At 70.0% G+C, this 12,837-nt stretch carries 14 protein-coding genes; 7 read left to right on the forward strand and 7 right to left on the reverse strand.

The annotated features are described in order from the left end of the window. The first annotated feature begins 2 nt into the window (after positions 1 to 2). From DKG75_RS08840 to DKG75_RS23235, 6 genes are all read left to right on the forward strand, one after another. Complete coding sequence (locus DKG75_RS08840) at positions 3 to 545, forward strand: DsbE family thiol:disulfide interchange protein (RefSeq protein WP_109920717.1); 543 nt, start codon at positions 3 to 5, stop codon at positions 543 to 545. Beyond that, complete coding sequence (locus DKG75_RS08845; RefSeq protein ID WP_109920718.1) at positions 542 to 1,009, forward strand: cytochrome c-type biogenesis protein; 468 nt, start codon at positions 542 to 544, stop codon at positions 1,007 to 1,009. Before DKG75_RS08840 ends, DKG75_RS08845 begins: the two co-directional genes overlap by 4 nt. After that, a complete protein-coding gene (gene ccmI / locus DKG75_RS08850) occupies positions 1,006 to 2,106 on the forward strand; it encodes a c-type cytochrome biogenesis protein CcmI (protein ID WP_109920719.1) in 1,101 nt (366 codons plus the stop codon). Before DKG75_RS08845 ends, ccmI begins: the two co-directional genes overlap by 4 nt. A 31-nt stretch (positions 2,107 to 2,137) precedes the next feature. Further along, the gene (locus DKG75_RS08855; RefSeq protein WP_109920720.1) at positions 2,138 to 2,395 is read left to right on the forward strand and encodes a hypothetical protein; all 258 of its coding nucleotides are present in this window, start codon (positions 2,138 to 2,140) and stop codon (positions 2,393 to 2,395) included. A gap of 69 nt (positions 2,396 to 2,464) precedes the next feature. After that, on the forward strand, positions 2,465 to 3,013 hold the full coding sequence (locus tag DKG75_RS08860; RefSeq protein WP_109920721.1) for an NUDIX hydrolase: 549 nt from the start codon (positions 2,465 to 2,467) through the stop codon (positions 3,011 to 3,013). A 95-nt stretch (positions 3,014 to 3,108) separates the two neighbouring features. Then, a complete protein-coding gene (locus tag DKG75_RS23235; protein WP_208111981.1) occupies positions 3,109 to 5,601 on the forward strand; it encodes an esterase-like activity of phytase family protein in 2,493 nt (830 codons plus the stop codon). Here DKG75_RS23235 and DKG75_RS08870 read toward each other — a convergent pair. The 7 genes from DKG75_RS08870 to DKG75_RS08900 all read right to left on the reverse strand — a co-directional run bounded on the left by DKG75_RS08870 (position 5,585) and on the right by DKG75_RS08900 (position 11,404). Further along, a complete protein-coding gene (locus tag DKG75_RS08870) occupies positions 5,585 to 6,328 on the reverse strand; it encodes a DUF1194 domain-containing protein (protein WP_109920722.1) in 744 nt (247 codons plus the stop codon). The two genes, DKG75_RS23235 and DKG75_RS08870, sit on opposite strands and share 17 nt — an antisense overlap. Before the next feature lie 128 nt (positions 6,329 to 6,456). Further along, positions 6,457 to 7,038, reverse strand: coding sequence for a septation protein A (locus DKG75_RS08875; RefSeq protein WP_425086473.1), 582 nt, complete (start codon positions 7,036 to 7,038; stop codon positions 6,457 to 6,459). Next, positions 7,035 to 8,003 (reverse strand): signal recognition particle-docking protein FtsY, encoded by a 969-nt coding sequence (gene ftsY / locus DKG75_RS08880; RefSeq protein ID WP_109920724.1) that lies wholly within the window; start codon positions 8,001 to 8,003, stop codon positions 7,035 to 7,037. Before ftsY ends, DKG75_RS08875 begins: the two co-directional genes overlap by 4 nt. After that, complete coding sequence (mtaB, locus tag DKG75_RS08885; protein WP_109920725.1) at positions 8,000 to 9,253, reverse strand: tRNA (N(6)-L-threonylcarbamoyladenosine(37)-C(2))-methylthiotransferase MtaB; 1,254 nt, start codon at positions 9,251 to 9,253, stop codon at positions 8,000 to 8,002. Before mtaB ends, ftsY begins: the two co-directional genes overlap by 4 nt. Before the next feature lie 7 nt (positions 9,254 to 9,260). Further along, positions 9,261 to 10,103 carry a diaminopimelate epimerase gene (dapF, locus tag DKG75_RS08890; RefSeq protein WP_109920726.1) on the reverse strand — a complete coding sequence of 281 codons (843 nt, stop codon included), beginning with the start codon at positions 10,101 to 10,103 and terminating at the stop codon, positions 9,261 to 9,263. A 43-nt stretch (positions 10,104 to 10,146) separates the two neighbouring features. Next, positions 10,147 to 10,746, reverse strand: coding sequence for a hypothetical protein (locus DKG75_RS08895; protein WP_109920727.1), 600 nt, complete (start codon positions 10,744 to 10,746; stop codon positions 10,147 to 10,149). A gap of 52 nt (positions 10,747 to 10,798) precedes the next feature. After that, entirely contained in the window at positions 10,799 to 11,404 is a 606-nt protein-coding gene (locus DKG75_RS08900) for a TetR/AcrR family transcriptional regulator (protein ID WP_109921075.1), read from the reverse strand. A gap of 80 nt (positions 11,405 to 11,484) precedes the next feature. Here DKG75_RS08900 and DKG75_RS08905 point away from each other — a divergent pair, with 80 nt between their 5' ends. Then, positions 11,485 to 12,810 (forward strand): oxygenase MpaB family protein, encoded by a 1,326-nt coding sequence (locus DKG75_RS08905; protein WP_109920728.1) that lies wholly within the window; start codon positions 11,485 to 11,487, stop codon positions 12,808 to 12,810. The last annotated feature ends 27 nt before the right edge of the window (positions 12,811 to 12,837 follow it).

The following is a 12,837-nucleotide window of genomic DNA, read 5'->3' on the forward strand; positions in this document are numbered from 1 at the left end:
CCATGGCCCGCACCCGCTTCCTGGTCGCGGCCCTGCCGCTCGCCATCGTCATCGGCCTGGGCGGCATCTTCTACGGCCGGCTGGGCAAGAACCCGTCCGAACTGCCCTCCGCGCTGATCGGCAAGCCGGTGCCCGCCTTCACCCTGCCGGGCCTCGATCCGCAAGGGCCGGGGCTGGCCGATGCCGACCTCAGGGCGGGGTCGGTCACGGTGGTCAATGTCTTCGCCTCGTGGTGCGCGCCCTGCCGGATCGAGCACCCGCTGCTGACCGCCCTGGCCAAGGTGCCGGGCCTCCGCGTCGTCGGCATCGCCTATAAGGACAAGGTCGAGGCGACGGTGAAATTCCTCGACGAATTGGGCAATCCCTTCGCCCTGGTCGGCGCCGACGTCAGCGGCCGGGTGGCGATCGACTGGGGCGTCTACGGCGTGCCCGAGACTTATCTGGTGACCAAGAGCGGCGAGATCGCCTGGAAGCATGTCGGCCCCCTGACCGAGGATGTGATCCGCGGCCAGATGCTGCCGCTGGCCGAGAAACTGATGAAATGAGACGGCTGCTGATCGGCGCCCTGTTCGCGCTTCTCGCCCTGCCGGCGCTGGCGATCGGCGTCGACGAGCCCCTGCCCGACCCCGCCCTCGAAGCCCGGGCGCGGGAGATCGCCAAGGGCCTGCGCTGCCTCGTCTGCCAGAACCAGTCGATCGAGGATTCCAACGCGCCGCTGGCCGCGGACCTGCGCCGCATCGTGCGCGAAAGGGTCAGCGCCGGCGACGACGAGGCGGCGGTCCAGGCCTATCTGGTCGAACGCTATGGCGAATGGGTGCTGCTGCGGCCGCCGTTCGAGCCGGCGACCTGGGCGCTCTGGCTCGGGCCCTTCGTCATTCTGGCGGCGGGCGCCGGGCTGATCCTGCTGCGCCGGCGCCGGCCCGCCGCGGCCGAGCCGGCGGCTCCCCTCAGCGCCGAGGAGCGCGCCCGTCTCGATGCCCTGCTGCTGCGCGACGAGGATGCGCCATGATGTTCGCGATCTTCGGCCTGGTCGCGGCGGCGGTCGCCATCGCCCTGCTGCGCCCCCTGCTCAAGGCCGGCGCCGGCCATGACGCGGCCGCTTCGGAACGGGCCGTCTACCGGGCGCAATTGCGCGAACTGGCGGCGGAACAGGTGGCCGGTGCGGTCGCCCCGGCGGAGGCCGAGGCCGCCCGCCTGGAAATCGAGCGCCGCCTGCTGAGGGTCGGCGCCGGGGCCGCGGTCTCGGCCCGGCCGTCCCTGGTGTTGGCGCTGGTGGTCGCGATTGGGGTGCCGGCGGCGGCGGCCCTGCTGTACGACCGTCTGGGTGCTGCCGGCCTTGCCGACCAGCCGCTGTCCGCCCGCCTGACCGAAGCCGGCCAGGAAGCGGAGACCGCCAAGCTGATCGCCGCCCTCGAAGCCCGCATGGCCGAGGTGCCGGACGATCCCCGGGGCTGGGAATTGCTGGCCCGGGCGCGCGCCGCCGAGGGCCGCCTGATCCCGGCGGCGGAAGCCTATGAACGGATCGTCGCCCTGGTCCCGGACCAGGTGCAGGCGCGGCTGGCCGCTGCCGAACTGCGCATCGCCGCTGCCGGCGGCGCCGTCCCGCCCGAGGCCGCGGCCCTGGTCGCGCAGGCGCTGGAACAGGCGCCGGCCGACCCCGCCGTCCGCCATTTCGCCGCCTTCGTCCGCTTGGCCGGGGGCGACAAGGCAGGGGCGGCAGCGGATTGGCAAGCCCTGCTGAAGGACTTGCCGGCCGATCATCCCCTGCGCCCGGCGGTGGTCGCCGGCCTTGCCGCCACCGACGGGCCGGCGGCGCCCGGCCCCGATGCCGGCGACGTCGCCGCCGCCGCGGACCTGCCGCCCGACGAACGCCAGAACATGATCGAGGGCATGGTGCAGCGCCTGGCCGAGCGGCTGAAGGATGAGCCGGGCGACCTCGATGGCTGGCTGCGCCTGGCCCGCGCCTATGACGTGCTCGGCCGCCTGCCCGAGGCGGCGGCGGCCTGGGAAAAGGCGGCCGCCCTGAAGCCGGACGATCCGGCGATCGCGGACGGGCTTGCCGCCGCCCGCGCCCGCCTGCCCGTTACCCGCCTGCCCGTTAAATGATCGTTAAGCCTTGATCGGCGAGAGTGCTGTCATGGAAATCCGCCCGAGCAACGCCATCCTTTCTGCGCTTGCCTCCCTCCAGCAGGGGGGGACGGGCGCGCGTCCGCCGGCAGCCCAGGGCAATACCGGGGTCCAGACGGTGGAAGCCGTGCCCCGCGTCGCCCCCGGAGTCGACATCAAGATCGGCGGCGAGGCGGAGCGCCGCGGCAGCGGCCAGCGCGAAGCGCCGGGTGCCAATACCCGCCCGCTGCAACCCGGGCTCGGCCGGATCATCGATCTCTCGGTCTGATCCCGGAACACGCATCGGGGACCCGCATCGGGCTTGCCGCGCGCCCGGCCGCGGCCGACAATCCGCGCCATGAGCACGCTCTACGACCTGCCCGCCGACCGCGGCGCCTGCCATGATTTCCACCACGTCGTGCCCGATGGGGACGATCGCGTCCGCCGGGTGTGCCGGACCTGCGGCTTCATCGACTACGTCAATCCCCTGATCATCGTCGGCACGGTGATCAGCCATGACGACCGCATCCTTCTGGTGCGCCGGGCGATCGAGCCGCGCCGCGGCTTCTGGACCATTCCCGCCGGCTATATGGAGGAGGGCGAATCGGTCGCCGAAGGTGCTGCCCGCGAAGCCTGGGAAGAGGCGCTGGCCCGGATCGAGATCGATGCCCTGCTCGCGGTCTATTCCATCCCGCGGATTTCCCAGGTCCAGCTGATCCACCGCGCCGCCCTGCCGACGCCCGACTTCGGCATCGGCCCGGAAAGCCTGGAGGCCAGGCTCTTCGCCTTCGACGAGATCCCCTGGGACGACCTCGCCTTCCCCTCGGTCCATTGGGCGCTGCGCCACTGGCACGAGGTCCGGGGCAGAAGCGGTTTCGCCCCCTTCGCCAACCCGCCCGGCTTCTGACCGCGGCCATCCCTCTGTAAGGGAAGTTTCATCGCCCTGACGCTTTCGCGGCGCATAAGTCGCCGCGATCGATTTTTCGTGTCAGGGGGGATTAAATGTCTTCGATGGGCTTTGGCGGCGCCTGTGCCGTCGCCGCACTGCTTGCCGGCATGGCGCCGGCCTTCGGCGCTTCCGTTCAATATACCACGACCCATGCGATCGCGACCGATGCCCCGGTCAGCCTGACCATGAACGGCGAGACCTTCATCAACCAGGGCCTGGTCGGCATGGGCCGCCTCTCCGCCACCCTGAAGGATTTCATGGGCACCTCGCTCGGGTCCTTCTCGGGCATGGCGATCGATCCGACGACTTGGCGCAAGGCCGGCAACGGCTATGCCGCCACCCTCTATTCCCTGCCGGACCGGGGCTATAACACCGGCGATCTCTATTCCGACTACCAGGGCCGGCTGGTCCGCTTCGACCTCAGCTTCACGCCCTATACCGGCGCCGGCCTGCCGGCCGCGACCACGTCGCAGAGCCAGATCACGCTGACCCCGACCGGCGACGGCATCAAGCTCACCGATTTCAACGGCACCGCCACCACCGGCCTCGATCCCGCCGCCGGGACCACGGCCCAGAACGGTTACACCCTGCCCAGCCCGACGGGCACCGGCACCCGCCGCGTCGCCCTCGACGCCGAGGCGGTGGCCTTCCTCCCCGACGGCAGCTTCTATGTCGGCGACGAATATACCGCCGGCATCTATCTGTTCGACAAGTCGGGCAAGATGATCGGCTATATCGCCCCGCCGGCCGCCTTGCAGCCGATGACCGGCGGCCAGCTGAACTACAATTCGATCGCGGCCCCGAACACGGGGAGGCGCAACAACCAGGGCATGGAAGCGGTCGCCCTGTCGCCGGACGGCACGCGCCTGATCGCCATCCTGCAAAGCGCCACCATCCAGGACGGCGCCGGCAACGCCGGCAACCGCGGCAATACCCGCGTCCTGATCTACGACGTCTCGGCCAGCCGCCTGCCGACCACGCCGGTCGAGCATTACATCCTGCAACTGCCCCTGCTCGACGATACCGGCAAGGGCGGCGCGGTAAACAAGACCGCGGCCCAGAGCGAGGTGGTCGCGATCAACAACCACCAGTTCCTGGTGCTGTCGCGCGACAGCGCGGGTTACGGCGTCGACGGCACCCTGCCCGAGATGTACAAGTCGATCCTGCTGGTCGACACCAAGGGCGCGACCAACCTCGCCGGCACCGCCTATGAGACGACGACCAAGCCGGTCTCGACCGGCAAGACCCTGGACCCGTCGATCACGCCGGTGCAGCAGGGCGAACTGGTCAACATGCTGAACACCACCCAGCTGGCCCGTTTCGGCATGAACATCAACACGGCCACGCCGGCCGGCGGCACCAATCTCACCCTCTCCGAGAAGTGGGAAGCGATGGCGCTGATGCCGGCGCTCGACGAGGCGAAGCCGCAGGACTTCTTCCTCTTCGTCGCCAACGACAACGATTTCCAGACCACCGACGGCGTCATGCCCGGCTATACCTATGACGCCGGCCGCAACAACGACACCATGCTGATGGCCTTCCGCCTGACCCTGCCGACGGCGGTCGACCCGCTGTTCGAGGCGGCGATGCTGCGGAACGGCGCCGCCGTCTCGGCCCTGGCCGGCGAGACCGTCACCGGCGCCGCCGACCAGGGGATCGGCCAGGTCACCACCCATCTCGGGGTGCTGCGCACCGAGGCGCTGTCGGGCGCCGGCCGCGGCAAGGCGGCGACGGACGGCGAGGCGCGGGTCTGGCTGTCCGGCCTCTACGGCTTCGGCGACCTCGAAGGCGACACGGTGCAGAACGACACCACCAATTACGCCGGGGCCGTTGGCGTCGATCTCCTCATCGACGGCGGCTTCACCTTCGGCCTCGCCTTCGGTCTCCAGGGCGGCAGCAACGAGCCGGACGGCGGCTTCAAGGTGGACCATGACGGTTACGCCATCTCGGCCTACGGCCAATATGTCGTCGGCGGCTTCTCGGTCGCCGGTGCCTACAGCTACATGCCGATGAACCTCGACGATATCCGCCGCCCCTCGGCCTACGGCCTGTCCGGCGTCGGCTCGACCGATGCGGCGGCCCATGTCTTCGCCGGCGAGGCGGCCTATCACCTCGACCTCGGCGGCGTGAAGGCCGGGCCGCTGGTCAACCTCGGCCATGTCCGGGGCCGGATCGACGGCTATACCGAACGCGGCGCGGCCGGCGGCAACGTCACCTATGCCGGTCGCAGCTTCCGCCACAGCACGGCGGGCGTCGGCGCCGAAGCCATCCTGCCCCTGACCGGCGTCAGCCTGACCGGCCGCGCCGTCTATACCAGCACCTTCGACACCGAAGGCAACGATGCGGGCCTGCGCCTGTCGTCGGTCGCCGGCGGCGCCACCACCGCCGTCGCCGTGCCGACGGGCGAAACCGATACGGTCACCCTCGGCCTCCGGGCCCAGGGGGCGGTCGGCGCGGTCGGCTGGTATGCCGGCTACGATCTCGACATCGGGCTCGACGGCGGTCTCGGCAATACGCTGACCACCGGCGTCAGCCTCGGGTTCTGAGACCCCGCGGGGCGGCTTCGGCCGCCCCGTCCGCCGGCGGCAGGCCGGTCATCTCGATGATCAGCTTGTCGAGCAGGGCGCGGGTGAAATCATCCCGCCCCTCGGCCGGCATGACGAAGGCGCCCGGCCCGCCGATCACCCGGCCCTCGTAATTCTCGACCAGCCAGTGCCGGCCCCCCGGGGGCGCGGGCGTATTCAGGATCGCCAGGGCATTCACCGTGATGCCGGCGGCCATGGCCGCATCGCGCGCCCTAGGGGCCGGCAGCAGGCTGCGGCTGTCCGGATTGTCGCCCGAGATGTCGATCACCCGGCGCAGCGGCGAACAGGGGCAGGCGGCCAGCAGGGCGGTCGCATGGGTAATGGCGTCGCCGATGGCGTTATAGGATTGATAGCTGCGCGGCGCGGCCAGGACGGCGGCGGCGAAAGCCTCCGCCCCGGCGGCATCCTCGACCACGATCCAGTCGACCATGGTGGCGGCCGAACCGGGCCCGCCCCATTCGACATAGGCGAAGGCGACCCGGCCGATGGCGCCGCGGGTGATCACCTCCACCACGCGGCGGTGGGTGACGGCGCCGGCGATGCCCTGGCGCTGCAAGGCGAATTCGGCGTCGTCGATACTGCCCGAGGCATCGACCGCGAGCACCAGGGCGACATCGACAGCCGGTCCCTCCGCCCGCGCGGGCAGGGCCAGCAGGATTCCGAGCAGGACGAGCACGATACGCGGCATGGCATCCCCTCCACCGGCAAGGTTTCGGAGCGGTTTCCGGCAAAGTGGAAACCGGTTCGCCGGGGGAAACCGCTCTCGCCAAGGGTAGCGCGGGCCGGGACGCTCGTCATCCCGGCCGAGGCCAGGAATCAGGCCGCGGGCCGGTCTTCCGGCAATTGGTGGCGCAGGATCAGCGGCATCTGCGACAGGGTGAAGACGATGGTGATCGGCATGATGGCGAAGACCTTGAAGTCCACCCAGGTGTCGGTGTCGAAGTTCCGCCACACCACCTCGTTCACGACGGCGAGGAAGACGAAGAACCCGGCCCAGCGGAAGGTCAGCACGCGCCAGCCGGCATCGGTCAGCTGGAAGGCGGCGCCGAACAGCGGCTTCAGCAGCGAGCGGCCGAAGGCCAGCCCGCCGAACAGGATCACCGCGAACAGGGTGTTCACGATGGTCGGCTTCATCTTGATGAACAATTCGTCCTGCAACAGCAGGGTCAGCCCGCCGAAGACCATGACGAAAAAGCCCGAGACCAGGGGCATCACCGGCAGGCGCCGTTCGAGCAGCCAGTTGGCGGCCAGCGCCACCACGGTCGCGGCCATGAATACTCCGGTCGCGGTGAAGATGCCGAACTTGGCATTGCAGTAGAAGAAGATGCCGAGCGGCCCGGCCTCGAGGGCCAGGCGCAGCAGGGGGTTCATCTGGTGGGGGGCGGGGGCCGTGCTCACGACACCACCCCCTCGGCGACGCCGGCCAGGGCCTTGGCGAAGGCTTCCGCGTTGAAGTCCTGGAAATCGTCGATGCCCTCGCCGACGCCGATGGCGTGGATGGGCATCCAGTATTTCTTGGCGACGGCGACCAGGACGCCGCCCCGCGCCGTGCCGTCCAGCTTGGTCATGATCACGCCGGTGATCTTGGCCACGCGCTCGAAGACGTCGACCTGGGTGACCGCATTCTGGCCGGTGGTGGCGTCGAGCACGATGATCGTGTCGTGCGGCGCTTCCGGGTCGAGCTTCTTCAGCACCCGCTCGATCTTGGTCAGTTCCGCCATCAGGCCCTCCTTGTTCTGCAGGCGGCCGGCGGTATCGATGAGCAGGACGTCGCAGCCCTCGCGCTTCGCCTGTTCGAAGGCGTCGAAGGCGAGGCCGGCGGCATCCGAACCGGCCGGGCGGGTGATCACCGGCACGTCGGAGCGTTCGCCCCAGACCGCCAACTGCTCGATCGCGGCGGCGCGGAACGTGTCGCCGGCGGCCAGCATGACCTTCAGCCCCTGCGCCTTGAAACGGCTGGCCAGCTTGCCGATGGTCGTGGTCTTGCCGGTGCCGTTGACCCCGACCATGAGGATCACATGGGGCTTGCGGGCGGGGTCGATGACGAGGGGCTTCTCGGAATATTTCAGAATGCGGGCCACTTCCTCGGCCAGCACCGCTTTCACTTCCTCGTCCGTCACTTCCTTGCCGAAGCGGCCCTTGGCCAGGGCCTCGCGCACTTCGGACGCCACCTGCACGCCGAGGTCGGCGCGGATCAGCGCTTCCTCCAGCTCGTCCAGGGTCTCGTCGTCGAGCTTGCGCTTCTTGAACAGCGCCGTGATCGACTGGCCGAGCGAGGAGGACGATCGCGACAGGCCCGCCTTCAGCCGGGTGAACCAGCCCTTCTTTTCGGTGACGTCACCGGTCTCGTCGCTGTCGGTCATGCGGCAATCAGCTCCCCGCCCTCGCGGGCGGCAATGGTCACGGTCAAGATCTCGCCCGGGGTCGCCGCCCGGGGCAGGCGCACGGGGGCGAAATGTTCGGTGCGGGCAAGGGCCGGGGTTTCGACGATCGCCCGCTCGGTCCGGTGGAGCCGGCCGTCTAGGAAGCGGGCCAGGGCCTCGTCGCCCTTGGCGCGCAGGCGCTCCGCCCGGGCCTTGCCGATGGTGCGCGGCACCTGGGGCATTTTCGCCGCCGGCGTGCCCGGCCGGGGCGAGAAGGGGAAGACATGGAGATAGGTCAGCCCCGCTTCGTCGACGAGGCGGAGCGTATCCTCGAACGCCTCCTCGCTTTCGGTCGGGAAGCCGGCGATGAAATCGGCGCCCAGCACGATGTCGGGCCTTGCCGCGCGCAGCCGGGCGGCGAAGCGGATGGCGTCGCCGCGCAGGTGCCGGCGCTTCATCCGCTTCAGGATCAGGTCGTTGCCGGCCTGGAGCGAGAGGTGGAGATGGGGCATCAGCCGCGTCTCCTCGCCAAGGGCGGCGATGAGGTCGTCGTCCGCCTCGGCGGCGTCGATCGAGGAAATGCGCAGCCGGGGCAGTTCCGGCACCGCCTTCAGCAGGCGGCGGGTCAATTGCCCGAGGCTGGGCCGGCCCGGCAGGTCCTCGCCGTAGGAGGTGAGATCGACCCCGGTCAAGACCACTTCATTGTGGCCGACGGCGACGAGGCGGCGCACCTCGTCGACGATCGCGCCCATGGGCACGGACCGCGACGGCCCCCGGCCATAGGGAATGATGCAGAAGGTGCAGCGGTGGTCGCAGCCGTTCTGGACCTGGACGAAGGCCCGCGCCCTGCCCTCGAAGCCCTCGACCAGATGGCCGGCGGTTTCCGTCACCGCCATGATGTCGGCGACGCGGATCTTCTCGGCCGCGCCCACGCCGAAATCGGGCGAGAAGGTCTCGGCCGCCATCTTCTCCATATTGCCGACGACCTGATCGACCTCGTCCATCTCGGCGAAGCGTTCGGGTTCGACCTGGGCGGCGCAGCCGGTCACGATCAGGCGGGCGCCCGGATGCTCGCGCCTCGCCTTCCGGATCGCCTGGCGGGCCTGGCGCACGGCTTCCGAGGTCACGGCACAGGTATTGACGATGACGGCATGGCCGAGGCCGGCATTTTCGGCGTGCCGCTTCATCACCTCGGATTCATAGGCGTTGAGGCGGCAGCCGAAAGTGATGACCTCGATCCCGGACGACATCGGGACCTCAGGCGGCCTGCACCCGGGGCGGCAGGGCGATGACGCCGGAAAAGGCGACGGCAACCGGCCCGGTCATGATCACATGGTCGTCCTCGGCCCGCCATTCCATGTCCAGCCGGCCGCCGTCCATCCAGATCGCGGCCTTGCGCTCGACCAGGCCCCGGCGCGTCGCGGCGACGACCACGGCGCAGGCGGCGGAACCGCAGGCGGGCGTGCGCCCGGCGCCGCGTTCCCAGACGACGACGCGCAGCGCGCCGTCCGCCTGCTTCGAGACGAAGGAGACATTGGCCCGCTCGGGGAACAGGGGATCGCTCTCGACCGCGGGGCCCAGCGCTTCCACCTTCACCCGGTCGGCGTCGTCGACGAAGAAGACGACATGGGGATTGCCCATGCTGACCGCCGCCGGCGTGGCGATGCCCGGCGCCGCGGCATAGTCGAGGCGGACCGTGTCCATCTCGCGGGCAAGGGGAATTTCCTGCCAGCCGAGGCGGGGCCGGCCCATGTCGACGGTGATATAGCCGTCGGGGGCGGAGGAGGCGAGCAGCACGCCGGCGACCGTCTCGATCCCGACCTGGTTGCGCCGGGCGCCCGCGATCAGCAGGGCGCCGACGCAGCGGGTGGCATTGCCGCAGGCGCCGGCCTCGGTGCCGTCGGCGTTCCAGATGCGCATGAAGACATCGGCCTTGTCCGAGGTCTCGAGCACGATCAGCTGGTCGCAGCCGACCCCGGTCCGCCGGTTGGCGATCGCCTGCGCCAGCGGTTCGTTGATCTCCACGGGGGAGGTCCGGCTGTCGACGATGACGAAATCATTGCCGAGGCCGTGCATCTTGATAAAGGGTATGCCGTCCATGGCCCGCTATATAGGCTGTTTGGGCCGGTTCCGGAAGCCCGCTTTACGGCATGCCCCCCTCGGGCAGGCGGCAATAGCCGGCAAGCCCGGCGCCCGCGCGGGTCAGCGCTTCCGCCGTGGTGCCGGTGGGGCAGGCGAAGACCGGGCCTGCGACCGCCGCCGTCTCCCCGGCCAGCAGCCAGAGGCCGTCGTCGGCCGGGCAGGCGGCCTCGGTGCAGTGCTGGACCGTCACCGCCACCGGGCAGCGGTTCTCGATCCCGGCCTCGACGCGGGCGAGGCAAGGGGTGGCGGGCACGCCCAGGTGCAGGGTGCGCAGCAGGTCGGGCGGGATATTATTCTCGGGCCCGTCCGGGAAACTCGCGGTCAGCAGGCCGTTCACCCGATGGATCAGGTCCGGGGGCAAGACCTCGCCCAGGGGGGTGGCCAGATCGGGGCCGCAGCCCTCGATCTCCCAGCCGCGGACCTTGGCGATCAGGCGCGCCACCTCGGCGAAGGCGGCCGGGGAAAGGCGGCTGCCGCCGTCGATCAGCACGAAATCCGCCGCCGCTCCTCCATCGGCGAGGCAGCCTTCCGCCGCCGCCGGCCGGGGCAGCAGCAAGGCGGCGCAGAGGATCAGGGCAAGGACGGCCGGGACACGGATCATGGCCCGATGATGGCGCTGCCGGCGGCCGGGCGCAGTGACGTGGCGCACAGGCTCAGGCCGTGCCGGCGATCCTGGCGATGATCTCGGCCAGGGTGGCGACCGCCTGGTCCCGCGTCATGCCGGGCAGGGGGGCGAGAATGCTTTCCAGCACGGCGGCCTGGAGCATGGCGGTCAGCATGAAGGTGGCGACATGGGGCAGGGTGAAGGGCCGCTCGCCGATCGAGGTCAGGTAGATCTGGCCCGACAGCAGCAGCAGGCGGTCGCGCATGGTGGCGATCGCCGGCAGGTCGCGGACGAAGGGCACTTCGTAGTAAAGCGTGCGGATCAGGCCGGCGCGGCGGTCGATCGCCTCGTAGATCACCCGGGCGAGATGGCCGTCGTCGACCGGGCCGCCCAGCAGGCCGCGGCCGAAATCCGCCAGCACGCCGTCGACCACCTGTTCGACCACGAGGGCGACGATCGCCTCCTTGCCCGGGAAATATTGATAGATCGAGCCGATGCTGACGCCTGCGCGCTCGGCGATATGGTTGGTGGTCAGCCTTGCATAGCCCTGTTCGGCCAGAAGCTGAGCGGCGGCATCGACCACCGCCGTCACCGTGGCCTGCGACCGGCCCTGGGTCGGGCGCTTTTTCATGGCGAGATCAAGGGCTTGGGGCATGGTCCGGGGCGTCGTCGGGGCCGGGGCGGGGATATAAGTATGATGTGAATAATTGCTCATATACAATCCGGGAAAACAAGATGCCGGAAAACAAGATGCCGGAAAACAAGATGCCGGAAAACAAGATGCCGGAAAACAAGATGGAGGATGGCATGGCGGTGTTCGACGACAATGGGCCGGTGCCCACGCGCTGGCGCGACCCGGACCACGATCCGGCGCCCTGGACCCTGCACCTGACCCGGCATTTCGGCGAACCGTCCCGGGATCCGGTGCGCCGGGCGGCGGTGCGCCGCGGCCTGACCAAGGGCGATCCCCTGGCCGACGATCTGGTCGCCTGGATGGCCGGGCCGGCCAAGGGCAAGGGCTGGCGCCTGTTCGATCAGGCCCTGACCAAAGGCATCGCGACGATCGAGGAGCCCGCGCCCGAACTTGCCGCCTTCTTCGCCCGGATCGACCGCCGGCCCGACTGGGTGCGCGACGACCTGATGCGCCTCGGCTGCGAGGTGGCGCTGTCGACCGGGCCCCTGCTTCGCTATGCGCTCGGCTCCGGCACCTTGATGGTCGGCTATTGTTCGAGTGCGATCGCGCGCGTGCTGGTGATGACCGGGGCCCTGAACGGGCGGACCTACAAGCGCCTGGAGGAGACGGGGAAATTCGCCGTCGATATTTTCGCCTCGGGCACGGTCGGGCGCTTTTCCGCCGGTTTCGCCAGCGCCGTCCGGGTGCGGGTGATGCATGCCATGGTCCGCCGCTCGCTGGTCGGCGATCCGCGCTGGCAGGCGGCGGCCTGGGGCACGCCGATCAATCAGGCGGATATGGCGGCGACGGCGCTGGCCTTCTCCCTCGGCATGATCGGGCCGCTGATCGACATCGGCCTGACCATGAGCTTGTGGGAACGGGAAGGCGTGGTCCAGCTCTGGCGCTATGTCGGCTATATCATGGGGGTGGACGAGGACCTGCTGCCCGACAGCTACGATCAGGCGGCGGCCCTGTTCAGCCTGCTGGTCCGTTCCCAGCCCGATGCGGACGACGACAGCCGCTCGCTGTCGACGGCGCTGCTCGGCGCCGGGCGGGAGGCGTTGCAGGGCCTACCGGGGCGGCTCGGCACCGTGCTCGCCGATCTCGATGCCGCCTCCTATGCCGGTTTCTCGCGCCATATCATCGGCAAGACCGCGGCCGATACCCTGGGCATTCCCGACAGCCGCTGGCAATGGGTGCCCAAGGCGGCGCGGCCGGTGATCGCCGCCTATAACGGCCTCCGCCGCGTGCCTTTGGTGCGCGAGCGGGCGGCCCGCCTGCGCCTGCGCCAGCTGGAAGGCCAGATCGAGCGCGCCTTCGCGACCCGGAAACCCCCCTTCGAAACCGGCGAGGGCAGCCCCTTGAAGGGGCAGGGCAAGGCCGGCTGAACAAAAGGGAACCGCCGCCGGGGACCA

The sequence above is a fragment of the Zavarzinia compransoris genome (assembly GCF_003173055.1).
Lineage (GTDB): Bacteria > Pseudomonadota > Alphaproteobacteria > Zavarziniales > Zavarziniaceae > Zavarzinia > Zavarzinia compransoris.

Excerpts from the sequence above, each read along its gene's own strand:
- DKG75_RS08840 (WP_109920717.1), top strand. The coding sequence starts at position 3 with ATGGCCCGCACCCGCTTCCTGGTCGCGGCCCTGCCGCTCGCCATCGTC.
- DKG75_RS08845 (WP_109920718.1), top strand. The coding sequence starts at position 542 with ATGAGACGGCTGCTGATCGGCGCCCTGTTCGCGCTTCTCGCCCTGCCG.
- ccmI (WP_109920719.1), top strand. The coding sequence starts at position 1,006 with ATGATGTTCGCGATCTTCGGCCTGGTCGCGGCGGCGGTCGCCATCGCC.
- DKG75_RS08855 (WP_109920720.1), top strand. The coding sequence starts at position 2,138 with ATGGAAATCCGCCCGAGCAACGCCATCCTTTCTGCGCTTGCCTCCCTC.
- DKG75_RS08860 (WP_109920721.1), top strand. The coding sequence starts at position 2,465 with ATGAGCACGCTCTACGACCTGCCCGCCGACCGCGGCGCCTGCCATGAT.
- DKG75_RS23235 (WP_208111981.1), top strand. The coding sequence starts at position 3,109 with ATGTCTTCGATGGGCTTTGGCGGCGCCTGTGCCGTCGCCGCACTGCTT.
- DKG75_RS08870 (WP_109920722.1), bottom strand. The coding sequence starts at position 6,328 with ATGCCGCGTATCGTGCTCGTCCTGCTCGGAATCCTGCTGGCCCTGCCC.
- ftsY (WP_109920724.1), bottom strand. The coding sequence starts at position 8,003 with ATGACCGACAGCGACGAGACCGGTGACGTCACCGAAAAGAAGGGCTGG.
- mtaB (WP_109920725.1), bottom strand. The coding sequence starts at position 9,253 with ATGTCGTCCGGGATCGAGGTCATCACTTTCGGCTGCCGCCTCAACGCC.
- dapF (WP_109920726.1), bottom strand. The coding sequence starts at position 10,103 with ATGGACGGCATACCCTTTATCAAGATGCACGGCCTCGGCAATGATTTC.
- DKG75_RS08895 (WP_109920727.1), bottom strand. The coding sequence starts at position 10,746 with ATGATCCGTGTCCCGGCCGTCCTTGCCCTGATCCTCTGCGCCGCCTTG.
- DKG75_RS08900 (WP_109921075.1), bottom strand. The coding sequence starts at position 11,404 with ATGCCCCAAGCCCTTGATCTCGCCATGAAAAAGCGCCCGACCCAGGGC.
- DKG75_RS08905 (WP_109920728.1), top strand. The coding sequence starts at position 11,485 with ATGCCGGAAAACAAGATGCCGGAAAACAAGATGCCGGAAAACAAGATG.